Origin of the sequence: Prauserella muralis, from assembly GCF_003202285.1 — a bacterium.
In the GTDB taxonomy this organism is placed as follows: Bacteria; Actinomycetota; Actinomycetes; order Mycobacteriales; family Pseudonocardiaceae; genus Prauserella_B; species Prauserella_B muralis.
Genome location: NZ_MASW01000002.1, coordinates 1,002,901 through 1,025,435, shown reverse-complemented (window position 1 = coordinate 1,025,435; position 22,535 = coordinate 1,002,901). Strand labels below are relative to the sequence as shown.

Annotated in this window: 19 protein-coding genes; 5 read left to right on the top strand and 14 right to left on the bottom strand. The window is 71.0% G+C overall.

The features are described 5' to 3' along the window. The first annotated feature begins 55 nt into the window (after positions 1-55). The gene (locus BAY60_RS16010) at positions 56-628 is read left to right on the top strand and encodes a YceI family protein (protein WP_112281718.1); all 573 of its coding nucleotides are present in this window, start codon (positions 56-58) and stop codon (positions 626-628) included. Here BAY60_RS16010 and BAY60_RS16005 read toward each other — a convergent pair. Both BAY60_RS16005 and BAY60_RS16000 read right to left on the bottom strand, forming a co-directional pair. Further along, positions 625-1,638, bottom strand: coding sequence for a GlxA family transcriptional regulator (locus BAY60_RS16005; protein WP_112281717.1), 1,014 nt, complete (start codon positions 1,636-1,638; stop codon positions 625-627). The two genes, BAY60_RS16010 and BAY60_RS16005, sit on opposite strands and share 4 nt — an antisense overlap. Before the next feature lie 13 nt (positions 1,639-1,651). Further along, positions 1,652-2,215 carry an SDR family oxidoreductase gene (locus BAY60_RS16000; protein ID WP_112281716.1) on the bottom strand — a complete coding sequence of 188 codons (564 nt, stop codon included), beginning with the start codon at positions 2,213-2,215 and terminating at the stop codon, positions 1,652-1,654. Between the two features lie 150 nt (positions 2,216-2,365). Between BAY60_RS16000 and BAY60_RS15995 the strand changes: the two genes are divergently transcribed. Then, positions 2,366-5,083 (top strand): helix-turn-helix transcriptional regulator, encoded by a 2,718-nt coding sequence (locus BAY60_RS15995; RefSeq protein ID WP_170160421.1) that lies wholly within the window; start codon positions 2,366-2,368, stop codon positions 5,081-5,083. 85 nt (positions 5,084-5,168) lie between these two features. Further along, positions 5,169-6,998 carry a DJ-1/PfpI family protein gene (locus BAY60_RS15990; RefSeq protein WP_112281714.1) on the top strand — a complete coding sequence of 610 codons (1,830 nt, stop codon included), beginning with the start codon at positions 5,169-5,171 and terminating at the stop codon, positions 6,996-6,998. 92 nt (positions 6,999-7,090) lie between these two features. On the opposite strand, the gene BAY60_RS15985 is transcribed toward BAY60_RS15990, so the two are convergent. Beyond that, on the bottom strand, positions 7,091-7,639 hold the full coding sequence (locus BAY60_RS15985; protein ID WP_112281713.1) for a dihydrofolate reductase family protein: 549 nt from the start codon (positions 7,637-7,639) through the stop codon (positions 7,091-7,093). Positions 7,640-7,745: 106 nt separating this feature from the next. On the opposite strand from BAY60_RS15985, the gene BAY60_RS15980 reads away from it, so the two are divergent. Continuing rightward, positions 7,746-8,525, top strand: a complete 780-nt coding sequence (locus tag BAY60_RS15980; protein ID WP_112281712.1) for a LysR family transcriptional regulator — start codon at positions 7,746-7,748, stop codon at positions 8,523-8,525. A gap of 221 nt (positions 8,526-8,746) precedes the next feature. Here the strand turns inward: BAY60_RS15980 and BAY60_RS15975 are convergent, their stop codons facing one another. Further along, positions 8,747-10,075 (bottom strand): MFS transporter, encoded by a 1,329-nt coding sequence (locus tag BAY60_RS15975; RefSeq protein WP_112281711.1) that lies wholly within the window; start codon positions 10,073-10,075, stop codon positions 8,747-8,749. Between the two features lie 227 nt (positions 10,076-10,302). On the opposite strand from BAY60_RS15975, the gene BAY60_RS15970 reads away from it, so the two are divergent. Then, complete coding sequence (locus tag BAY60_RS15970; RefSeq protein ID WP_112281710.1) at positions 10,303-11,052, top strand: GntR family transcriptional regulator; 750 nt, start codon at positions 10,303-10,305, stop codon at positions 11,050-11,052. 44 nt (positions 11,053-11,096) lie between these two features. On the opposite strand, the gene BAY60_RS15965 is transcribed toward BAY60_RS15970, so the two are convergent. The 10 genes from BAY60_RS15965 to BAY60_RS15920 form a co-directional block, all read right to left on the bottom strand. Next, complete coding sequence (locus BAY60_RS15965) at positions 11,097-12,248, bottom strand: thiolase family protein (RefSeq protein ID WP_112281709.1); 1,152 nt, start codon at positions 12,246-12,248, stop codon at positions 11,097-11,099. Continuing rightward, positions 12,245-12,649, bottom strand: a complete 405-nt coding sequence (locus BAY60_RS15960) for a Zn-ribbon domain-containing OB-fold protein (protein ID WP_112281708.1) — start codon at positions 12,647-12,649, stop codon at positions 12,245-12,247. The genes BAY60_RS15965 and BAY60_RS15960 overlap by 4 nt, the downstream gene beginning before the upstream one ends. Positions 12,650-12,660: 11 nt before the next feature. Continuing rightward, positions 12,661-13,863: a CaiB/BaiF CoA transferase family protein gene (locus BAY60_RS15955; RefSeq protein WP_112281707.1), complete on the bottom strand. Its 1,203-nt coding sequence runs from the start codon at positions 13,861-13,863 to the stop codon at positions 12,661-12,663. Continuing rightward, positions 13,860-15,017 carry a zinc-binding dehydrogenase gene (locus tag BAY60_RS15950; protein WP_112281706.1) on the bottom strand — a complete coding sequence of 386 codons (1,158 nt, stop codon included), beginning with the start codon at positions 15,015-15,017 and terminating at the stop codon, positions 13,860-13,862. The genes BAY60_RS15955 and BAY60_RS15950 overlap by 4 nt, the downstream gene beginning before the upstream one ends. 21 nt (positions 15,018-15,038) lie before the next feature. Continuing rightward, on the bottom strand, positions 15,039-16,541 hold the full coding sequence (locus tag BAY60_RS15945; protein ID WP_112281705.1) for an aldehyde dehydrogenase: 1,503 nt from the start codon (positions 16,539-16,541) through the stop codon (positions 15,039-15,041). A 95-nt stretch (positions 16,542-16,636) separates the two neighbouring features. Beyond that, on the bottom strand, positions 16,637-17,998 hold the full coding sequence (locus BAY60_RS15940; protein ID WP_112281704.1) for an MmgE/PrpD family protein: 1,362 nt from the start codon (positions 17,996-17,998) through the stop codon (positions 16,637-16,639). 82 nt (positions 17,999-18,080) lie between these two features. Next, complete coding sequence (locus BAY60_RS15935; protein WP_112281703.1) at positions 18,081-19,574, bottom strand: TRAP transporter large permease; 1,494 nt, start codon at positions 19,572-19,574, stop codon at positions 18,081-18,083. Beyond that, a complete protein-coding gene (locus BAY60_RS15930) occupies positions 19,549-20,064 on the bottom strand; it encodes a TRAP transporter small permease (protein WP_170160420.1) in 516 nt (171 codons plus the stop codon). The genes BAY60_RS15935 and BAY60_RS15930 overlap by 26 nt, the downstream gene beginning before the upstream one ends. Positions 20,065-20,081: 17 nt before the next feature. Continuing rightward, positions 20,082-21,344 carry a C4-dicarboxylate TRAP transporter substrate-binding protein gene (locus BAY60_RS15925; RefSeq protein WP_170160419.1) on the bottom strand — a complete coding sequence of 421 codons (1,263 nt, stop codon included), beginning with the start codon at positions 21,342-21,344 and terminating at the stop codon, positions 20,082-20,084. Positions 21,345-21,550: 206 nt separating this feature from the next. Then, positions 21,551-22,492 (bottom strand): LysR family transcriptional regulator, encoded by a 942-nt coding sequence (locus BAY60_RS15920; protein ID WP_245992526.1) that lies wholly within the window; start codon positions 22,490-22,492, stop codon positions 21,551-21,553. Positions 22,493-22,535 lie beyond the last annotated feature (43 nt).

Here is a 22,535-nt window from a genome sequence, read left to right as displayed (position 1 = left end):
GCAACAGGCCCGGATGCCTCACCGGCGCCGGCCCCATACGGGAAGGAAACCAACCATGACCGGCACGGTGCTGACGATCGACGCTCTCGACATCCGGGTTCCGGTGGGCACGTGGACCATCGACACCGCGCACAGCTGTGTCTCGTTCTCGGTCCGTCACCTGATGACCAGGGTCCGCGGAACGTTCGACGAGTTCACCGGCCAGGTGACCACTGCCGAGGACCCGGCGGGCTGCTCCGCCACCGCGACGATCGCCATGGGCTCGGTCAACACCGGCAACCGCATGCGGGACGACGACCTGCGGTCGGGCGCCTTCTTCGACGTCGACCGTCATCCGGAGATGACCTTCGAGGGCTCCGGTCTCACCGCGGCGGACGGCGGGCTCGTGGTGCCGGGGACGCTGACGATCCGGGGCATCGCCCGTGCCGTCGCCCTGGAGGCCGAGTTCCTCGGCTTCGACGAGACCGGGCTGCAGGGCGAGTCACGGATCGGGTTCTCCGCCGCCACGACGATCCGCCGCTCGGACTACGGCGTGGGCGCCGCTGCCGCCGAGGGCCAGAAGATCGTCGTGAGTGACAGGGTCGACATCCGGCTGGACGTCCAGGCCGTGCTCCAATCCCGCTCCTAGCCCGGGTGGCCCCCATCGCCCGCTGCGGGGGCGGCAATGGCCATCGCCTCCGCCCGCCGGGTGCGAAACGCCCTCGGGTTGGTGCCGTAGCGGGCGAAGAACGCCTGGCGAAGGCTCTCGGCGGAACCGAACCCGCATCGGCGGGCGATCCGGGACACGGTCAGATCGCTCGTGGTGATGAGATGAGCCGCGATCTCGAGCCGGATGCGCCGGACAGCACGGCCGGGAGACTCGCCGAGATGTGCCCGGAACAGGCGGTTCAGCTGACGCGTGCTGAGGCCCACCAGAGCGGCCAGCGCGTCGGCGTGCAGATCCTGCTCCGGATGGGCGAGCGCGTAGTCGAGCACGGTGCGCACGGCGGCGTGCGCGGAACGGCGAGCGTGGGTGAAGGCACTGATCTGCGCCTGGCTTCCCGGCCGCTGCAGATAGGTCACCATCCCCATGGCGACGGCGCGCGCGAGTTCGCAACCGTGATCCTCCTCGATGAAGGCCAAGGTCAGGTCCAGCGACGCGGTGACGCCGCCGGAAGTGGCGAACCTGCCGTCCCGCAGGAAGATCGGGTCCGCGTCCACCCTCACCGCGGGATACGTCCTGGCCAGGTCCGCGGCGTAGTGCCAGTGCGTGGTCACGCGGCGCCCGTCCAGCAGCCCCGTGCCGGCCAGCACTGTCGCACCGGTACAGACCGACGCGACACGGCGTGCCCGCTCGGCGAGCCGCCGCACCTGGCGGACGAGTTCGGGATTCCGCGCGGCCGCGACATGACCCTGCCCACCGGAGACGATCAGCGTGTCCGTGGTGCGCAGCTGTGGCAGCGCCAGATGGACACTGAGCAGCAGGCCGCCCTCGGCCGCGATGGCCTTTCCGTCCACAGTCGCCAGCAGCACCCGGTACGGCCGTGCCGCGCCGAGCTCGTTGGCCATGCGCAGCGCGGTGGTCACACAGGCGATGTCGACCAGTTCCGCGCCGTCGTACCCGACGACCACGACGCTGCGTGGCGCCGTTGCGTCCATGGTGCTCCTCCGATCACGGTGCCGGCACCCGCAACGTCTCGCCCGTGGCGAGAGCCGCGTCGTCCGAGCACAGCCACACGATGGTGTCGGCGACCTGCCCTGCGTGAGCGTGGGCCGCGGCCGACACGGCGTTGATCCGGACGTTCGACATCGCCAGGTCGGGCGCCGCTGTGCGCGTCAGCGCGATCACGGCGGGCTGCAGTGCCACGTCCGGGGCCACGTTCACGATCCGCCCGCCACCCGCGCGCCACATCGACGGGATCTGGTACCGCATCGCGAGCGCGATGTCGTGGGCGGACCCGTTGTTGAGGGCGGCGTCGAGGTGCCCGAACGCGCCGAGCGTCTGCTCGACAAGCCGCCGCACCGACACCGGGCTGGCGAGGTCCGTCGGGACCGCCACCGCGTGTCCGCCCTCCGCCGTGATCTCCGCGGCCAGCGCGTCGAGGGCCCCCGCGTCACGGGAGGCGAGGACGACACTGGCTCCGGCCCGGCTCAGCGCGTGGGCCGCCGCCGCGGCGAGCGCACCACCCACGCCGGTGATGATGGCGGTGCGCTCGCTCAGGACTCCGCTGATCATGATGGCCTCGCCGTCGCTCGTCGTGCGGCCTCGTCGTAACGGGACCGACGCTAGAAGCTCCGGCGGATCGTCCGCATCCGCAAAGTCGCCGGTCCTGCCCGCCTGTCGGTGTCGTTGCCACCGGCCCCCGCGCTTTCTATGCTCGGCGGTGTGCTGGGGCGGGACACCGAGGTCGCGATGCTCGCCTCCATGCTGCGAAACGCCGCCCAGGGGCGGGGTGGTGCGATCGTGCTGCACGGCGAGCCCGGTATCGGCAAGACCGCGCTGCTGAGCCAGGCCGAGCAGCAGGCAACCGGGTTCCGGCTGCTGCGCGCGACGGGTGTCGCCGCGGAAGCCGACCTGGCCTACGCGACGCTGCACCAGCTCCTGCTCCCCGTTCTCGGGATGGTCGAGCAGCTGCCGGGTCCGCAGGCGCAGGCCCTGGACATCGTGTTCGGGCGCGCACACGGCGCCGCGCCCGATCCCTTCCTGGTGGGGCTGTCGACGCTGTCGCTGCTGTCCGTGCTGGCCGGGGAGAGCCCCGTGCTCTGCGTCGTCGACGACGCCCACTGGGCGGACCAGCCGACGCTCACGGTCCTGGCGTTCGTCGCCCGCCGCCTCGCCGACGAGCCGGTCGCGCTGGCACTGGCCGCTCGCGCCGACGAGGGCCACGGCACCGACCTGCCCGGGGTGCGCCGCATCCCGCTGGTGGGCCTCGGCCCGGAGGCGGCCACGGCACTGCTGGCCCAGCACACAGGCGAGCGGCGCCTCACCGACAGCGAGCGACACCAGCTGCTGGCCGTGACCGGCGGCAACCCGCTCGCCCTGATCGAGCTCGCCGGAGCCCGGCTGCCTCCGGAGGGGACGCCGGAGCCGGTGGCCGCCACGGACGAGCTGCGGCGCTCGTTCCTCGCCAAGGTCCGGGCGCGGCACGCGGAGTCGCTGCCACTGCTGCAGCTGATCGCCGCCGACGGCTCCGGCAGGGCCGACGTCATCGAGAAGGCGGCGGCGTCGCTGGGCATCGCGACCGGCCCGCTGCGCCGCGCGGAGTTAGACGACCTGCTGACGTACGAGGGGGCGCGGCTGGTCTTCCGGCACGCGCTGATCCGCTCGGCGATCTATCACAGCGCCACGTTCGACCGGCGTGGCGCGCTCCACCGCGCACTGGCGTCGGCCTTCGACACCCCGGCCGATCAGCATCGCCGCGCGTGGCACCTCGGGCAGGCCGCCGTCGGGCACGACGAGCAGGCGGCCGAGGAGCTCGAACGCTCGGCGGAACAGGCGGCCGCACGCGGCGGTCCGGCGGCGGCGATGGCGGCGCTGTGCCGGGCGGCCGAGCTCACCGCGGACGGTCCGCGCCGGGGACGCCGGCTGCGGAACGCCGCGATCGCCGCGGTGCAGGGCGGGTTCACCGGGACCGCCACGGATCTGCTCGACCAGGCCGAGCGCGAGCCGGACCTCGCCGAGCTCGACCGCGTCGCCGTGGCCGCCATGCGCGCGACCGTCGCCGAGTTCGCGGGCTCGCCCGACGATGCGATGGACCTCATCGAGGAATGGGTTCCGCGCGCGCTGCGGATCGACCGGCGGCTCTTCGCACCGACCATCGCGATGTACGCCGACCTGGGCCTGCGGACCAACCGGCCCCGGGCCTGGGCCGACCTCGCCCGCTGGCTGGCCGAGATCACGCTGGGCGCGGACACGCCGGAAGACGTGATGCTGCGGCTGCTGCACCGGCTCTGCCTGGTGCGCTCCGGCCGGGAGCCGGGGCCGGACGTGCCGGACGGCACGGCGGCCGAGTCGCTGACCCATCCGGTGACGATGACGATGGCGGGCGCGACCGTCCGCGGGCTGGGCGACTACGAATTGAGCAGGCGGCTGTACCGCCAGGCCGGGCACGTGGCGCGCAGCCGCGGATCGCTCGGCGCGCTGGCCTGGAACCTCGAGTACCAGGCGGTCGACGAGATCGGGCGCGGCAGGCTCGGACTCGCCGAAGCCTACGCGGTGGAGGGATCCCAGTTCGCCGCCGAGGTCGGTCAGCCGAACACCGCGTGCAGGCACCGGGGGCTGCTGGCGTTGTGCGCGGCCATCCGGAACCGGCCCGATGCCCGCGACCAGGCGGACGCCGTGGTGGCCGAGGCCGGTGAGCGCGGGCTGGCCGACGCGATGTCCTACGCCAGGCGGGCGTTCGGGCTCCTCGACCTGGCCGCGGGCAGGGCCCGCGAGGCCGTGCAGCACCTGGAGATGGTCGGCGACTGGGACGCCGACGAGCCCGCGGATCTGGCCATGGAGGTGCTGCCCGACCTGGTGGAGGCGCTCGCTCGCAGCGGCGAGCGCGACAGGGCCGCAGTGGCGGCCCGGCGCTACGGCCAGTGGGTCGCGCACAACCCCGCACCGGAGGTCGGTGCGCTGCTGGCCCGCTGCCGGGCGCTGGTCCGCGCCGACGACGGCGCCGAGGCGCAGTACGCCGAGAGCCTGCGCCTGCATGCGCTCGCCGATGCCCCGCTGGAGGCCGCGCGGACCGAGCTGCTGTTCGGTGAGCAGCTACGCAGGGACCGGCGACGGTCGGAGGCGCAGCGGCGGCTGCGCAGCGCGGCCGAGCAGTTCCGCCGGCTCGGTGCGTCCGCCTGGGCGGACCGGGCACTGGGCGAGCTGCGCGCCACCGGGGAGTCGCCGGGGGCCGCGGAGCAGGGACGGCTGAGCGGGCTCACGCCGCAGGAGCTTCGGATCGCGCTGGCCGTGGGCGAGGGGCTGACCAGCCGCGAGATCGCCGGGCAGCTGTTTCTGAGCCCGCGCACGGTGGACTACCACCTGCGCAAGGTCTTTCAGAAGGTGGGCATCACGTCCCGGGGTGAGCTCATGCGGCTGGTCCTCACCGAGCGGGCGGGCTGAAACGACCGGCGACTTCGCTGATTCGCCCGGCAACCACGGGTTCCTAGTGTTCCTCGCACCACGTCGTTCACGTGAGGAGCCCACCATGACAACCCACGTTTCACGCCCGAGCAGGAAGCGGCTCGCGGCTCGCTGTGCCGGGCACTACCTCGAGATGGTGGCGGCGATGGTCGCCGGGATGTTCCTGCTCGCCGTGCCGTGGTCGTGGGCCTGGCCCGCCTACTCCGGCAACACCGTGGTGCACACCCTGGTGATGGCGGCGAACATGACCATCGGCATGGCCGCCTGGATGCGGGTGCGGAGGCACAGCTGGCCCCGCATCGCCGAGATGAGCGCGGCGATGGTCGCGCCGTTCGTCCTGCTGCTCCTTCCCTACTGGTTCGGCGTCCTGCCGGGTGGCCTGCTGTCCTCACTCGGGCACGGGCTGATGTTCGTGTCGATGGCGCTGGCCATGTGGTGGCGGCGCGACGAGTACGCACACCACCACCGGCCGGCCATCCCGCGGCGCGTGCTCCGCGGGGCGGTCGTCGTCCTGGCCGCGCTGCTGGTGCCGGGTGCGGTGTCCGCCGTGAACACCGTCGGCAAGTTCGGTGACCGGTACGAGGCACGCCCGGACCAGGTGGCGATCGAACCGGCGCCGCGCTCCGCCGGGCACGACCCGGCCAAGCCGACCGTGGCGCTGCTGGCCGCGAGCTCGGGCACCAACGCGGCCGACCTGCTCGGACCGTACGAGACCCTGGCGAGCACCGGGAGGATGAACACCTACGTCGTGTCCGCGGGCGCCAGGACGGTCCCGCTGACCGGTGGTCTGGATCTCGTGCCGGACCTGACGTTCGACGCGCTCGCGCGGCTGCTGCGCGGGCACGGCGACCGGCTCGACGCGGTGGTGATCCCGGCCCTGCAGGAGCCGGACGCCGCCGAGCAGGACTCGATCACCGCGTGGCTGCGGCAGCAGGCCGCCGCCGGTGCGCTGACCGTCAGCGTCTGCAACGGGGCGCGCACGCTCGCGGCGACCGGGCTGCTGGACGGCCGGTCCGCGACGTCGCACTGGTGGCGGCTGCCCGGGCTGCGCGACGACTTCGGCGACGTCGACTGGGTCAGCGGGCGCCGCTACGTCGAGGACGGCACCACGATCACCACCGCCGGAGTGCTGTCCGGAATCGACGGGAGCCTGCGCATCCTCGAGCGTCTGGTCGGCGCCGATGTCGCCGCCGAGGCGGCGCGCCACGTCGGTTGGCGTCACTACTCCCCCGGTGCGGCCGGGCCGATCCCGGTGTCCTCGTGGGAGCCGCAGGATCTCGCCGTCGTCGCACTCAACTCGTCCTACCAGACCGGCCCTTCCACCATCGGCGTGCGGCTGACGGAGGGCGTCGGCGAGCTGGAGCTGGCATCGGCCTTCGTCCCCTACACCGAGCAGTCGATGATCGGCCGGACGGTCGCGGTCGGCGACGGCCCGATCCGCTCGGAACACGGCCTGACGTTCGTGCCCCGCTCGACGCCGGGGGCGGCCGCAGGCGAGCTCGACCGGCTCCTCGTGCCGGGCCACGCCGCCGCGCGAAACCGCGCCGCGGGCACCGAGCCGGCCGAAGGAACCCCGGCGCCGGTGTACCTCCACGTCGCCGACGAGTTCCCGTTCGACCCCGTGCTGCGGGACATCGCACGGACCTACGACGTGCCCACGGCCCGCTTCGCCGCCAAGACACTGGAGTACCCGGTGCTCGACGTGGAGCTGAGCGGCAGCGGCTGGCCCTGGCAGGAGACGATCGTCGCGCTGCTGCTGGCGCTCCTCGGCGCCGCCGCGGCCACCGTCACCGGAGTCCTCCTCCGGCGGCGTCGCGCCCGGTCCCGGCCGGGACAGGACGCGCAACCCCTGCCGTCGCCGGGCACGGGCCGGGAGCTGATCGCGAGTCCGTGAGTGTGCGAGGCGCGGTCCCCGAGCCGGCGTGGCTCGGGGACCGCGGCAGGAGTTGGCAGCATCACCGGGGGCGACCTGTCATCACGGGGCCTTCACTCCACTGCGGACCTCACCTGGTAGCGCATCAGGACCGGTCCGGACCCGAACGCTCGGGACTCGATGTGATCGAGCTTGGCGTGGCTGCCGTCCTCGAACAGCTTCTGCCCCGAGGGCGGCACCACCGGGTAGACGATCAGCGTCAGCTCGTCGATCAGTCCCTTCGCCAGCAGGCCGTTCACCAGCCGACCACTCCCGTTGATCATGATGTCTCCGGGAACCCGTTCCTTCAGCTTGGCGACCTGGCCGGCGACGTCGGCATCGATCACCGTGGTGTTGTGCCACGGCGCGTCGTCGCTGGAGGAGACGACGTACTTCGGCATCGTGTTGATTCTGTCCGCGAAACCGGTCTCATCGGTGCGGCCCGGCCAGGCCGCCGCGAAGGCGTCATACGTCGTGCGGCCCAGCAACAGGGCCTCGCTTCCCCGCAGCTCGGCCAGCTTGAAATCCGCGATGTCGCCGCCGAAGTAGTCCAGTGACCAGTTCTCGGGCGCCTCGATGACTCCGTTGAGAGCCATGAACTCCGACACCACCAGCTTCCCCATGTCGCATCACCTCCGTCGTTGGGTGTTCCTTGCCGCGGGTGACGCTATGGGCGGCAGCAACGATAAGTCCAAGACCGGCTTTTTCTGCACGTGAGAAGATCTCCTTATGGAACTACGTCAGCTCGGCTACTTCGTCGCGGTCGCGGAGGAAGGTCACTTCACCCGGGCCGCCGAGCGGGCCCGCGTGGCCCAGCCGGCGATCAGCCAGCAGATCCGGCGCCTCGAAAGCGAACTGGGCGAACGGCTGTTTCGCCGCGAAGGCCGGTCGATCTCGCTGACCGCTGCGGGCGAAACCCTGCTCCCCCACGCCCGGGCCATGCTCAACCAGGCGGCCGACGCCAAGGAGTCGATCGCCGCGCTCTCCGGCCTGCTCACCGGCAGCCTCGCCATCGGCCTCATCCAGGACCTGCCCGACCGGCGCGTCCTCGAACTGATCGGCGCGTTCCATCGCCGGCATCCGCGCATCCGGCTCACACTGCTCGAGGAGGAGACCGACGCCCTGCTCGACGCACTGGCCGGCGGCGAACTCGACGTGGCCGTGGTGGGCCAGGGCCTCGCGGACGCGCCGCTACCCGACGACATGAGCCCGCACGTCATCGCGTCCGAGGGAGTCGGCGTCGCCGTGCACCCCGAGCACCCCCTCGCGGCCCGCAGGTCGCTCACGCTCGCGTCGCTGCGCGACCAGCCGATCGTCACGGCCCCACGCACCAGCAAGCTGCGCACGAACTTCGAGTTCGCCTGCCAGCAAGCCGGATTCACCCCTAACGTCGTCGCCGAGACCCGCGATCTGAGCCTGATCCGCCAGCTCGTGCTCCAGCGCATCGGCGTCGCGGTACTGCCCGACTCCGCCTTCACCAAGGCACCACGGTCACCCGCATCCGCCTGACCAGACCGGTCATGCAACGTCGCGTCGTCATCGCCGCCCAGCACAGGCATCTGGGACCCGCGGGCCGGGCCTTCCTGGCCATGGCCCACACCCAGCTACCACCCGTCTGAGCCGTCGCCCGGCCGAGAGCCGGCGGCGTGGATGCGGCAGGTGAGCAGTCGACGACCGTGCCGGGTGATCCAAGCCGCCGCGTGGCCATGTCCGGCCGGAGAGCGCCCGCGCTACGAGATCGTCGCGGTCTCCTCGTCGGTCCGGGATCGCGCGGCCGGGCTCTCGCCATCGAGGAGGCTCGACCCTGCCGTCTCCGGCAGGTACCGCCACAACACGCCGGTGGCCAGTAGCGCCACCACGACGACGTAGAACGCGGGGGCCACAGCCAGCCCTAGCCCCGCCGCGAGCGCCGCCGCGACGAGCGGACCCGGCCCGCCGACGAGCGCCTGCGCCAGGTTGAAGCCGATCGCGCTGCCGCTGACCCGGGTCTGCGCCGGGAACAGCTCGACGAGCAGCACCCCGAGCATCACGTTGACGAGCGCTTCGAAGATGGCAAACAAAACGATCCCCGACAGCGACACCGCGAGGTTGCCCGATCCGATGAGCAGGAAACACGGCACCGCGACCAGCGCCAGACCGAACCCGCCGATCAGCGTCGTGCGCCTGCGGCCGATGCGGTCCCCGATCATCCCGGCGAACGGGCACAGCAGCGAGTACACGGCCAGGCCGACGATGGCGATCGCCAGCGCCGTCTGCTTGTCCAGTCCGACGACCGTGGTCAGGTGGGTCACGACGTACGTCGCGAGGTAGTAGAAGCCCAGCCCCGCAATCGCGGTGACGGCGAAGACCAGCGCGACCCGGATCAGGCTGTGCCTGGCGAGCCTGCGCAAGGGGTCGCCTGCGACCTGGTCGGTCCGCTCGAGCTCCCGATAGACAGGCGTGTCGTCGAGCTTGAGCCGCAGGTAGAGGCCGACCAGGGCGAGCGGCGCCGCCAGCAGGAACGGCATCCGCCAGCCCCACGTGGTGAGCTGTTCCTCGGACAGACTCGCCGTGATTCCCAGTGCCGCGATGCCCGCCGTCAGCACCCCGAGGGCCGCGGTCGCCGAGATGACGCTGCTCCAGAGCCCGCGCTTCGACCGGGGAGCGTATTCGATCAGGTACGTCGCCGCGCCGGCATACTCACCGCCTGCCGAGAAGCCCTGAAGACAACGGAGCAGGACCAGCACGATCGGCGCGAGCACGCCGATCGAGGCATAAGACGGCACGCACGCGATCAGAGCCGTCGAGAGGCCCATCAGCAGCACCGAGAAAGTCAACGCGGGCCTGCGCCCCGTCCGGTCCGCGAACCGCCCGAGCACGAATCCGCCGAGAGGGCGCATCACGAACGCGACACCGAACACCGCGAGCGCGGCCAGCAGGGAGGTGGTCGGATTGCCTGACGGGAAGTAGAGCCGGCCGATGACGACGGCGAAGAAGCCGTAGATGGCGAAGTCGAACCATTCCAGCAGGTTGCCGGCGGCCGCGGCCAGCACGACCGACCGGGTTGAGGTGGATTTCATCGTCGAAGACCCTTCCGCCGCGCCTTTCGTCAGCCCTCGCAGCGGCCATAATTTGTGCGTACAAAATGTGAAACGGAGGCTACGGGCTCGCTCAGTGGGTGTCAACACACGCACGCAACGAGAGACGACATGCGAGACAACAGGCTGACGACGATGAGGTAGATTGGTCCGTACAAAGACTGCCCGCCCCCCGGTACCATCGGACACACCGCGATCGGAAGAGCACCGTGAAAGACGAACCCGCCGCCAGGACCGTGCGTGCCCCCGCCTACCGCCAGCTCGCCGACCGGCTCCGCGCCGACATCGAGACCGGCGTCTACGCCGAGGGACGCAAGATGCCCACGGAACAGGACCTGCAGACCCAGCACGGAGTCAGCAGGCACACCGTCCGGCAGGCGCTGCAGAAGCTGCTGTCGGACGGGCTGATCTATCGCGTGCAGGGCAGCGGCACCTACGTCAGCGGCAGGCAGTCGTCCGGCAGGTACCTGCGTTCGATCGGCTCGCTCGACGAGATCGTCGTGTGGCCGGACACCGAGACCGAGGTCGTCGAGCCCTTCCGCACCGAGGTCGAGCCTTCGATCGCCGCCCGGCTCGAGCTGCCCTACATCGAGGTCAGCCGTGCTCTGGTCCGGCGGATGTTCCAGCGGGTGCCGTTCGTCCTCACCCGTCACTACGTGGCGCCGGAGCTCGGCGACAAGCTGCGCGACAACGGGATACCGGCTCGGGGCGAGGGGACCGTGATCGGCTCCGCCGAGCCGTTCCTGGCCCGGCCGGTGGCCGGGGCGCGCCAGGACATCACCGCGATGAACGCGCCCGCCGAGGAAGCCGAGCTCATCGGCTGCCAGCCCGGTGACGCGATCCTGCTCATCGAACGCCTCTACTACGACACGGCGGGCCAGTTCGTGGAGTTCACGGCGTCGCATTTCAACCCGAGGCGCTACGCGTACCGGATGGAGCTGCGCCGCCGAAGCGAGTGAGGGTGAGGCGGTGGCCCTCGGGGCGGCGGGCCACCACCTTTCCCTCACGTGGTCAGGATGACCGTCGTGACCGACGCACCGTCGGTGCCGCTGACCGAGCCGCCCTTGCAGTAGGCCAGCCCGGTGGTGGCGCCCTCGACCTGCCGTCCGCCTGCCCTGCCGGTCAACTGCCAGAACAGTTCGCACACCTGCGCGGCCCCGGTCGCGCCGACCGGGTGACCCCGGGAGAGCAGGCCACCGCTCGGATTCACCGGCAGCGCGCCGCCCAGACTGGTGTAGCCGGCCTCGGTGAGCCGCGCCCCCTCGCCGCGCGGAAGCACGCCGAGGCCTTCCAACCGGACGATCTCGGCGATCGTGAAGCAGTCGTGCATCTCGACGACGTCGATCTCGTCGGCGGCGACACCGGCGATGCGGTAGGCCTCCGCGCCGGCCCTGCGGGAGATGTCCTCCTCGTTGACGTCGCCGAGGCCCGCCTGCACGGTTCCACTGACCAGCGCGCATGCCGCGACCCTCGGCGCGGACCTGATCCCGAGCCTGCGCAGCCCGGCGCGACTGGCGACCACCACCGCGGCGGCACCGTCGCTGATCGGTGAGCAGTCGAGCAGCCCGAGCGGCTCGGCGATCGGGCGAGCGCCGAGCACCTCGCCGAGGGAGACCGGTTTCTGGTACTGCGCATACGGGTTGGCGACGGAATGCGCGTGGTTCTTCACCGCGACGGCCGCGATCTGTTCACGCGTCGCCCCGTAGTCGGCCATGTACCGGCGCGCACTCAGGGCGTGTCCGGCCGCGAAGAGGAAGCCGATCGAAGCGTCGAGGTCGTTCGGATCCGGCTGGACTCCACCCTTGACCCGGTCGGTCATCTTCTCGACACCGACCACGAGCACCAGGTCGTACAGGCCCGCGCCGACAGCGATCCACGCCTCCCGCAGCGCCGTCGCGCCGCTGGAGCAGTAGTTCTCGTGGTTGCTGACCGGCTTGCCCGCCAGCCCGATCCGGGCACCGATCCGCTGGCCCGCGACAGGACCTCCGAAAACGTGGCCCACATACAATGCCTCGACGTCGGCGGCCCGGACGCCCGCGTCGCGCATCGCCGCGGTCGCGGCCTGCGCCCCCATCGTCTCCAGTGTCGTCTCGGCGGGGTGCTTGCCGAAGCGGATCATGCCCGCTCCGGCCACGTGCACGGGGTCCAGGATCATGCCGGTTCTCCTCCGGTTCGAAAGACGAACATCCGTTTCGGCTCGGGCTGGCCGGGGTCCTCGCGCGCGTCCAGCGCGACCGGTGCTCCGATCCGCACATCACCGTCACGCACGCTCTCGATCCTGGACATCACCCGGACACCGTCGTCCGGAAGATCGACGTAGCCGAGGACATAGGGGGTGCTCAGTCCCGGCGGGGCCTGCCGCACCACGGTGTAGGAGTAGATCCGTCCCTGCCGGGAGAGTTCGACGGGGTCGCCCAGGCTGGGCTCACCACACGACGGGCAGACCTCCCGCGGAGGAAAGGCCTTGCGACCGCAGGATCCGCAGTGCGACCCCAGCAGCGTCGGAGGTTCGGCTCGGAAGACGTCCGGCCGAAACGAGTTGTCTGACATCGACATGTGCCTTCCGGTCAGATGATCGCGGACTCGCGCCAGCGCTCGAGCTCGTCCGGCCGCGCACCGGCCAGCTCGCGCAGGACCACGTCGTTGTCGGCGCCCAGCTGCGGTGCGGAGCCGGGCCGGGCCTGCTCGTAGTCCTCGAGCAGCGCCGGGGTGCGGATCATCCTGCGCCGGCCGGCGTAGGGGTCGGCGATGCTCAGGAACATGCCCCGCGCGGCGAGGTGCGGGCACGCGTAAAGTTCCTCCACGGTCTGCACCTCGCCCGCTGGCAGTCCGGCCTCGGCGAACCGGGTCACGACCTCGCGCCGCGTGCGGGTCCGCGTCCACTGCTCGGCCTCCGGCCGGATGACGGAGGCGAAGTTCTCCGCCCTGGACAGCACGGAGTCGAGCTTGGGATGCTCCAGCAGGTCCTCCCGCTCGATGGCCGTGCACATCCGTCGCCACATCTCGTCGGTGGGGATGATGAGCGCGACATGCCCGTCGCTCGCCTCGAGCGCGCCGAGCGGCGCGTAGCGGTCGACCCCGCGTCGCCGCTCCTGGTGAGTGAAGTCCCAGAGCATCAGTTCCCGTTCGAGCAGCGACGCGGTGGAGTCGTACATGCTCTGGTCGACGAACGTTCCGCGCCCGGTCGCCGCCCGGCCGTGCACGGCGGCGAGTATCGACACGGCGGCGTGCACGGCGGTGAACACGTCCGCGAAGCCCGTCACCGTCGGCAGCGGTGGGCCGTCCGGCTCCCCCGTGACCGCCATGACGCCGCTCATGGCCTGGATGGCCGTGTCGAAGGCGGGCCGGTCCGCGTATTCGGCACGGTAGCGGGCAGAACGTCCGTAGCCGCTGATCGCGCAGTAGATCAGCCGCTCGTTGAGCGCCCGCAACGCCTCGAAACCGACGCCGAGCCGGTCCACCGCGCCCGGCCGGAGGTTCTCCACCACGATGTCGGCACGCGCGGCCAGCCTGCGGTACAGCTCGCGCCCCTGCTCACTCGTCAGGTCGAGCGTGACCGAGCGCTTGTTCCTGTTGTAGCTGAGGAAACCTCCGCTGAGCCTGCCGTCCTCCGCCTCGATCAGCGGATCGTAGGAGCGCCGCGGGTCGCCGGTTCGCGGCCGTTCGATCTTGATGACCTCCGCGCCGAGATCGGCCAGCATCATCGCGCAGTAGGGCGCGGCGATGTACTGGCCCATCTCCAGCACGACGAGCCCGTCGAGTGGTCTCATGCGGACACTCCGGCCGGGGTGGCGTGGGGAACGAGGACCGGCTTGATGTCCTCCTGTGCCCGCATGCGCGCGAGCGCGTCGGTGGCGTTGTCGAGGGTGTACCTGTGGGGCACGAGCGCACCGAAGTCGTAGCGATCGCGCGTGTTCCGCACGAACTGCAGGGCCTTGTAGTACTCGGCGATGTGTCCCGACCAGGTCCCCATGATCGTGAGCTGCTGCCGGGTGATGAAGCCCGGCCGTACCGGGACCTCCTTGCCCGGCCCGTCGATCTGGCCGGTCACCATGTAGCGTCCGCCCTCTCTGATCATGCCGAGCCCCTCGGTGAAGGCGGTTCGCGCCCCGGAGAACTCGAAGACCACATCTGCTCCGCGCCCACCGAGCAGGTCCCGTACCGCATCGATCCGGTCCTGCGGCTCCGGCGCTGCGGAGAGGGAGACCACATCGGTGGCCCCGAAGCTGGTCGCGATCTTGAGCCGGTCGTCGGGTGCCCCGATGGTGACGATCCTGCCGGCGCCGAGGTGGTCGGCGAGTGCCGTCGCGAACAGGCCGAGCGGCCCCGCACCCTGGATCACGACGGTGTCCCACGGGTTGAGTCTGCCGATCCGGTCGAACGAGTGCACCACCGTTCGCAGGGCACAGCTGGCCGCCGAGGCCCATTCGGTGCGCACCTCCTCCGGTACCTTCACCCGGCCGGAATTCGGGAAGACGTAGCAGTACTCCGCGAATCCGCCCACGAGGTACGGGGGTTTCGCGCACGAGGTGAACATGTAGTACTGCCGGTTGGTGCACAGCGTGGGCTGGTTGTCCAGCCTGCAGTGCTCGCACTGGTTGCACGAGGCGTGGGTGAAGCAGATCCGGTCACCGGGATGCAGCGGCGCCCCGAAGGTGTCCCGTTCCGCACCGGGACCGATTCGCACGACGCTGCCGACCATCTCGTGGCCGGGAATGACCGGAAGCGTCAGGGCCTGGCTGCCCGCGAGCGAGCCGTCCCAGAGATGCAGATCGGACCCGCAGACGGTGGCGGCCTCGATACGCACGAGCAGCGCGCCCGGCTCGAGCTCGGCGGGCACCGGAAGTTCGCGGATTTCCAGTGGCGCCCCGTGCTCGGTGAGCACGGCCGCACGGCAGGTCTCCGGGATACTGGTGGTCGACATGGTGTTGCGCCTCCCTTGGCGTCAGCCGAGTGTGAACGGGTCGCGGCTCGCGCCGGTGAGCTCGACCCAGACGGATTTGGTCTGCAGGTACGCGTCCAGCCCTTCGAGGCCGTTCTCCCGGCCGATACCGCTCTGCCGGTAGCCGCCGTAGGGCACGTTGTAGGCGAGGACGCGATACGAGTTGATCCACACCGATCCCGCGTTCAGCACGTGCGCCACGCGGTGCGCGCGTTGCACGTCCCGAGTCCACACCGCGGCGGCGAGCCCGTAGGTCGTGTCGTTGGCGATCCGCACGGCCTCGTCCTCGGTGTCGAAGGGAATCACGGACAGCACGGGCCCGAAGATCTCCTCGCGTGCCACGCGCATGTCGTTGCGGACGCCGGTCAGGATCGTGGGCTCGAAGAAGTAGCCCTGGCGCAGTCCCTCCGACTCGGGCCGGGTGCCGCCGCACACGAGGGTCGCCCCATCGCGGACTCCGATGTCGACATAGGACCTCACCTTGTCAAGCTGCTCGGCGAAGGCGATCGGCCCGACCTCGGTGGCCGTGTCGAGTGGGTCACCGAGCCGGATCGTCGCGATCCGCTCCGCCAGCCGGGAGACCAGCTGGTCGTGGAGCTCCCTGGCGACGAGCAACCTGCTGCCCGCGATGCAGGTCTGGCCGGTGGCGGCGAAGATGCCGGCCAGGACGCCGTTCATGGCGGCGTCGAAGTCACAGTCGGCGAAGACGATGTTGGGCGATTTCCCGCCGAGTTCCAGTGTCACGTCGGCGATGTGGTCCGCGGCGGACTTCATGACGGCCGTGCCCGTCGCGGTGGACCCGGTGAAGGTCACCTTGACCACCCCGGGATCGGCGGCGAGCGCCGCGCCGGTCTCTCCCGCCCCTGTGACGACGTTGAAGACACCGTCGGGGAACCCGGCCTCGGCCACGAGCTCCGCGAACTTGAGCGTCGACATGGGAGTCTGCTCGGCGGGCTTGGCCACGAACGTGCACCCCGCGGCGAGTGCGGGCGCCAGTTTGCTCGCGAGCAGGTACAGCGGGCTGTTCCACGGCAGGATCGCGGCCACGACACCGACCGGCTCCCGCCGGGTGTAGGTGAAGAAGTTGGTGTTCGGCGACGGGATCGTGGAGCCCTGGATCTTGTCGGCGGCGCCGGCGAAGTACTCGTAGGTGGCGGGCAGGCCGGCCATCTGACCCCGGGTCTCGCGGATGACCTTGCCGTTGTCCGTGGTCTCGATGCTCGCCAGGTCCTCGGCGTGCTCGCCGATCAGCTGCGCGAGGCGACGGATCAGGTTGCCGCGCGCGGTCGCCGACATCGTGCCCCAGGGTCCGTGCAGCGCGTCCTCCGCCGCCTGCACGGCCTTGCGCACGTCGGCGGCACCCGCCAACGGTGCGCGGGCCCAGACCTGGCCGGTATACGGGTCCACCGTCTCGAACGTCTCGCCCGCTTCGGCGTCGACCCACTTGCCACCGATGTACATCTGCCGGTACGCCGGCTCCGTGGCGGTCATCGCGCTGCGCGTCATGGCGGCATCCCACCCTCCTGCGGCATGGCCGCGTGTCCTGATATCTCTCAATTTGTACGTACAATTTGTCACGCTAGGCTGCTGCTGCGGCGAAGTCAACGTCCCGGTGCCGGCACGGCCGGGTCCAGGACGGCCCCGAGCAGCCCCGTGAGATCGGGAGCCGAGCGCAGCTCGCCCACCACCGCGAACAGGGACTCCAGCCGCTCGGGGGTCCAGGGCGTCTCCGGCCTCAGCCGTCGCGCGTTGTCCCGTACCGCGGTGGAATCCCAGCTCAGTTCCTTCGCCGAGTCGTCGATCGCGAGCTCGTACGCTCGGCCGTCGTGTGTCGTGAGGCTCGCCGACGCGGTCTTGGGCGGCCGTGCCGGCTCGGGAACGACCTCGATGCGCTCGACGAGCCCGGTGATGACGGGATCGTCGAAGCGGCGCAGGCCCTGGTAGTCGATGTGCCCGTGCGCGAGCGCCGTGGCGACGCAGAACCGCACGCTCATCAGCGTCTGCGCCACCTCCCGGAAGGGGCCCGCGAACCCGACACCCGGATAGGTCGCCTCCCGCTCGTTCATCCGCACGACGACGGTGCGCACGTCGGCCGCCGTGATGCCGCCCTCGGCGGCCAGCCTCGCGGCCACGAGCGCGGGCACCTGGTTGAACGCGCAGATCGGGTATGGCTTGAACGTCACGTCCAGGATCCGCCAGCGCCTGCCCAGCTCGGCAGCCAGCGCATCGGCATCCGGCGCCGCCCCCTGAACGAAACAGTCGAGGAAACCGGCCTGCCCCTCGATGGCGCGGGCCGAGCCACAGGCACCCGCCCGCGCCAGCTGCGCGGCCAGCACACCGGCCGACGCGGCCGCGCCGCTCTGGTAGTGCCACTCGTCGGTACCGGCAGCGAAGGTCTCGCTGCTGCCGCCCGCGAACGCGGCCGCCAGTCCGAGCGCCGACGTCATACGGTCCGCGTCGAGGCCGAACGCCCTGCCCGCGGCCGCGGCCGCGGCGAGCGGGCCGAACACGCCCGTCGCCCGGAACGGCGGCGTGGTGAGCTCGGTCAACGGGTCCGAGATCGCCGTGCCCACCTCGTAGCCGGCGATCACCGCGGCCAGGAAGGTCGCGCCGTCCCCGCCGGCGCTTTCGGTCGCTGCGAGGGCCGCCGGGATCGTGGCGACGCCCGGATGGAATGTGCCATGCGTGTCCTCCTGAGCGCGCGCGTGGAGCAGGACGCTGTTGGCGAAGGCCGCGAGCTGGGCCGGTGCGCGATCCCCGGAGGCCAGCAGGTGGGCACCACCGGCGCCCTTGACGTCGAGGGCCTGCCGCGCGATCTCCCCGAAGCCGGCCGCGTCCCCGGCCCCGCCCACCACGAGGCCGTGGATGAGGCAGTCCTGCGCTCGCGCCCGGACGGCCTCCGGCACTGCCGCAACGTCGACCCCCGCCGCGAACTCCGCCAGCCGCTCACACACCGTGCTCATGACGCACCGCCCATCACCGTTCTCCTTTGCGTCTCGGAGGGCAACCGAACACCCCACACCCGATATTCGTCCGTATCTTTCGTCAGGTCACCAGGATCTCGACGAGCTGAGGGAAGAACACCAGCACAAGCAGCACCGCCAGCGCCACCGGCAGCACCCACACAGCGGCCGTGAAGACGTCCTTCAGCCGGATCGAGACGTCGCCCCGGACCTCGGGATCCTGGGCGAGCCGGTGCACCACATAGGACAGGATCCCCACCGGCGGAGTCACCATGGACAGCTCGGCGAGCAGTACGACGAACACCCCGAACCACAGGGGGCTCACGGCGTACCCCTCGGCGATCGGCAGCAGGACCGGGACCGTCAGCAGGATCATCGCGATCGGGTCGAGGAAAGCACCCATCACCAGGTAGACCAGGATCAGCAGCAACAGGAACTCGATCCTCGTGATCCCGAGCTCGTCGAATGTGGACACCAGCCAGCCCGGCAGGCCGCTCAGGGCGATGAACCGGCCCATGAAGGCCGTGCCGAGGAGCAGGAACATGATCTGGCCGACCCCGGAGACGGTCATCCTGAGCGCGGAGCTCAGCGCTCGCCCCAGTTCGCGCGGGCGCAGGGTGACCGCCGCGATGAGCACCGCGCCCAGCGCGCCGAACGCCCCCGCCTCGGTGGCGGTGAACACGCCTGCCAGCAGGCCGCCCACCACCAGACCCGACAACAGCGGCACAGGCGCCATTCCCGCCACCGACGAGAACCGTTCGGACCAGCTCGCCGTGCCCGATCGCGCGCGGGGCGCGAGCCGTGGCCGCACCACCGCGACGGCGACCAGCAGGCCCGCGGACGCCACCGCCACGAGCAGGCCGGGAATCACGCCGGCCAGCAACTGCGGCCCGACCGCCACCTGGGCGACGCCGGCGTAGACGACCAGCAGCACGCTGGGTGGGATCAGCTGCCCGCTCATTCCGGCCAGGAGAACCGAGCCCAGCGCGAGGCGCTTGTCGTAGCCGGCGCGCAGCATCTCCGGGATGCCGATACGCCCGAGCGCGTGCGTGATGCCGACCGTGGAGCCACTCGCCGCGGCGAGTCCGGCTCCCGCCACGTTGGTCGTCACCGCGAGGCCGCCCGGCAACCAGCCGAGCCACAGCCCGGCGCCACGGTACAGGCGGGTCGTAGCCCCCGAGCTCCACAGCATCAGGCCCATGAAGACGAACATCGGCAGCACACTGAGCGACCAGCTCGCCACACTGCTGAACGGAACGTCCATGAGGGTGCGCTGTAGCGGGATCTCGCCCGCCAGCGCGTAGATCCCGGCGATCGCGGGCACGGCCATCGCGACGGCCACGGGCACCTTGAGAAACAGCAGGACGAGCATCATCAGCAGCGCCGCGGCGCCCTTGGCCTCGTTGCCGAACGGCTGGAACATCGCCCAGCCCAGGACGATCAGCACGAGCAGACCGGCCGCGGGCACCGCCCAGTACCAGCCGGAACCCGGGGCGGCGCCGCCGCTGCCCGCGTTCGGGCTCGCCGCGTCCCGTGCCGCGACCCGCGCGTCAAGAGTCTCGTTCGGCACGGTCATCACCCGCCTTCCGGCTCGTGAACGTGCGCAGCAGGTCGTCGGCCACCTGCAGCGCGAGCACCGCCATGGCCACCGGAACCACCAGGCGCGTTGGTGCGATGTCGGTGCCGCTGGCCCCGGTCGTCTCACCGTCGGCCAGCCGCTCGAGCGCGCTGAACAGGCCGTACCAGAAGACCGTCACCGCGAACGCGAGCAGCAGGCATTCCGAGAAGACCGTGCAGGCCTTCCGTACGCCGGGTGGCATGCGGTCGACCACGAGCGGAACGTCGATGTGATCGCCCCTGCGCTTGGCCAGGGAGAAGCCCGCGAACGCGATGGGGACCATCAGCCAGAAGCTGACGTATTCGATCGTGCCGGGGATCGTCTGCCCGAGCAGCGACCGCAGGGCCACGTCCGCGACCACGAGAAGCATCATCCCCGCCACCGCGACGGACCCGGCGAACGCCAGCCCGTGCACGCATCGCCCCACGGACCGGGACAGGGTGTTCATCACGATCACTCCGGAGTTCACTGTGGACGATGAGGAGCGAGGATCCGCTCGCGGATGCGCTCGATCCACGGACCCAGGTCGATCTCGGTGTCGCCGCCCCGCGCCCATTCGGCCCAGGTGGTGCCCCGCGGTTCGTAGCCGAGCTCGCCGGTGACGATGCCCAGCCAGCGGTCGTGCGCCGCGGAGTAGGCGTCGAGGAACTCGCCGGGCGCCGAGACTCCCTCGGGCGCACGCCGCTGCGCCGTGCCGAGGACCCTCTGGTGGAACTTCTCCAGGGCGCCCCGCATCGATTCGTCGGGCTCGTGGAACTGAACGCCCCGCTTCTGGCCCTGGACGACGAACTCCCGCATGCCTTCGATCCAGCCGCGGTGCCAGGACTCGAGGTACACGGTGGACTGGTCGAAGAGCACCTGGCGGACGATGAGCGGCAGCCTCTCCCAGGTCGTCTTGCCGACCATCAGCCCGCCGCTGGACCACCCACTGAGGCCCAGCTCCGTGTAATGCTTGCCGACATCCCACAGCCCCGTCGCCACCATGTCGGGTCCGGAACCGACGTAGCAGTCGATGATGCCGCGCTGGAACCCCTCGTAGATCTCGCCGCCCGCAAGCGAGACGGAGGTCATGCCGAGCGCCTCGATCTCCTTGGCCCAGTTGGGGCCGCCCACCCGGCCGCGCATGCCCCGCGCCTCACGCAGGGACGTGACGGGCTTGGTGCACAACAGGTTGTAGGAGACGTGGCCGGTGAAGCGGGGCAGCAACGGAACAAGCCCCAGCCGGTCGTACTCGGCCAGCATCTCCGGCTGGTTGAACGACCAGTCGAGCACGGCGGCGGTGGACTGCAGCGCCCCGACCACGGGGCGGGACGAGGACTGGAACGCGAGATCCGACGTCCAGACGTCGATCGGGAAGTCGGACGGCGTGTATCCCGGGACGACCAGTGACACGTCCACGATGCCGTCGGCGAGCGCCTTGGTGGTGTCCGCGGGCTCGACAAGGCTGTCAAGGTAGAAGAACTCGAAGCTGACCTTGCCGTCGCTGGCCTTCTCGACAGCGGCGCCGTACTCCTCGAGCGCCCTCGTCTGGTAGTGGCCGGGACCGTACAGCGTGGGCACGCGCAGGACGATGGGGTCGAGCTCGGCGAAGCTCGTCGCCGAGGCGTTGCCCCCGCCGCTTGCCGAGCTGATGCACGCGCTGGCGCCCAGCACGGACGCACACAGCGCCGCGACAAGCCGCCCTCGTCTCCCCCGTGGTCGTTGTCCGGGCGCTGAGGCCTTGGTCATCGCTGCACCTTCAATCGTCGTTGATCGTATTGCACAGTTACGCCTTGTCATCCGTACCAATTCACAGCCACGGCCGCACGCACCGTAGATATCAGCCAAAGAGGAGCCAGAGCGGCCGCAAATTTGTACGTACGTTTCGACGGATCGTAAGCGCGTTCGCCGGGGAGGTCAACCGGCGGAGCGGATTCGGACGCGTTGCCCGCGAGCTACGGCAGCTGCGCTGACGGCCAGCGGCCTTCCCGCACCGCGGCACGGACCTGGCTCACCAGTTCGCGGGCGACGGCGTCGGCCGCCGGCGACACCCGGCCGGCCCGGGGAGTGCCGAGCACGATCGAGCGCCACACCTCGGGCGCGCACAACGGCGCGGCGCTGAGCGTGCCCTGGGCGATGTCCGCGGCGATGCCGACACCGGGCAGGACGGTCCAGCCGTGACCGCTTCTCACCAGCTGCTTCTGCAGCGCCATGGAGTTCGTCTGCACGGCCGCGTGCAGCGGGGTCTCAGCACGGTGTGCCGCCTGATCGAGCAGGCTGCGCAGACCGTGCCCGGGCGCGGGCATCACGACAGCGTGCTCGGCCAGCTCCCGCAGCCCGACCGGCGTGTCGGGGCGCAGCTTCGCGGACAGGGGCGCGACGGCCCACAGTCGCTCGCTGACGAGCGGCCGCACGTTCAGCGATGGGGTGCTGGTGAGGTTGTACAGCAGGCTCACCTCGAGGTCGCCGTCATCGAGCCAGCGCTGGAGATGGCCGGAGTAGGCGGTGAGCAGCCGCAGCTCGATTCCCGGGTGGTGCCGGGCGAGCCCGGCGACCAGCGGGGCGGCCAGCAGGTCGGCCGTGCTCTCGAGCAGACCGACGGCGACGATCCCGGTGAGCTCCCCCTTCGCCGGCGCGAGCTCGGCCCGGGCCCGGTCGAGCTCGGTCAGTGCGCGGCGAGCCCGCTCGACCAACGTGGCCCCCGGCGCGGTGAGGCGCATGCCATGCCGGGTCCGCTCGAACAGTGGCACGCCCAGCTCCTGCTCCAGCGCACGGATCTGCCGGGTCACCGCGGGCTGCACGAGGTGCAGCAGCTCCGCGGCCCGGGTCACGCTGCCCACCTCCGCGACCGTGACCAGGGCCTTGAGCTGCTTGACGTCCACGTCCGCTCCCGCCATCTCACCGGAACATGCTGATATAGCAAAACAGCATTTTACATTT

Coding starts and splice junctions, on each gene's coding strand:
- BAY60_RS16005 (WP_112281717.1), bottom strand. CDS start 1,638: ATGGACGCAACGGCGCCACGCAGCGTCGTGGTCGTCGGGTACGACGGC.
- BAY60_RS16000 (WP_112281716.1), bottom strand. CDS start 2,215: ATGATCAGCGGAGTCCTGAGCGAGCGCACCGCCATCATCACCGGCGTG.
- BAY60_RS15990 (WP_112281714.1), top strand. CDS start 5,169: ATGACAACCCACGTTTCACGCCCGAGCAGGAAGCGGCTCGCGGCTCGC.
- BAY60_RS16010 (WP_112281718.1), top strand. CDS start 56: ATGACCGGCACGGTGCTGACGATCGACGCTCTCGACATCCGGGTTCCG.
- BAY60_RS15985 (WP_112281713.1), bottom strand. CDS start 7,639: ATGGGGAAGCTGGTGGTGTCGGAGTTCATGGCTCTCAACGGAGTCATC.
- BAY60_RS15955 (WP_112281707.1), bottom strand. CDS start 13,863: ATGAGACCACTCGACGGGCTCGTCGTGCTGGAGATGGGCCAGTACATC.
- BAY60_RS15930 (WP_170160420.1), bottom strand. CDS start 20,064: ATGAACACCCTGTCCCGGTCCGTGGGGCGATGCGTGCACGGGCTGGCG.
- BAY60_RS15960 (WP_112281708.1), bottom strand. CDS start 12,649: ATGTCGATGTCAGACAACTCGTTTCGGCCGGACGTCTTCCGAGCCGAA.
- BAY60_RS15935 (WP_112281703.1), bottom strand. CDS start 19,574: ATGACCGTGCCGAACGAGACTCTTGACGCGCGGGTCGCGGCACGGGAC.
- BAY60_RS15925 (WP_170160419.1), bottom strand. CDS start 21,344: ATGACCAAGGCCTCAGCGCCCGGACAACGACCACGGGGGAGACGAGGG.
- BAY60_RS15980 (WP_112281712.1), top strand. CDS start 7,746: ATGGAACTACGTCAGCTCGGCTACTTCGTCGCGGTCGCGGAGGAAGGT.
- BAY60_RS15945 (WP_112281705.1), bottom strand. CDS start 16,541: ATGACGCGCAGCGCGATGACCGCCACGGAGCCGGCGTACCGGCAGATG.
- BAY60_RS15920 (WP_245992526.1), bottom strand. CDS start 22,492: ATGGCGGGAGCGGACGTGGACGTCAAGCAGCTCAAGGCCCTGGTCACG.
- BAY60_RS15940 (WP_112281704.1), bottom strand. CDS start 17,998: ATGAGCACGGTGTGTGAGCGGCTGGCGGAGTTCGCGGCGGGGGTCGAC.
- BAY60_RS15975 (WP_112281711.1), bottom strand. CDS start 10,075: ATGAAATCCACCTCAACCCGGTCGGTCGTGCTGGCCGCGGCCGCCGGC.
- BAY60_RS15965 (WP_112281709.1), bottom strand. CDS start 12,248: ATGATCCTGGACCCCGTGCACGTGGCCGGAGCGGGCATGATCCGCTTC.
- BAY60_RS15950 (WP_112281706.1), bottom strand. CDS start 15,017: ATGTCGACCACCAGTATCCCGGAGACCTGCCGTGCGGCCGTGCTCACC.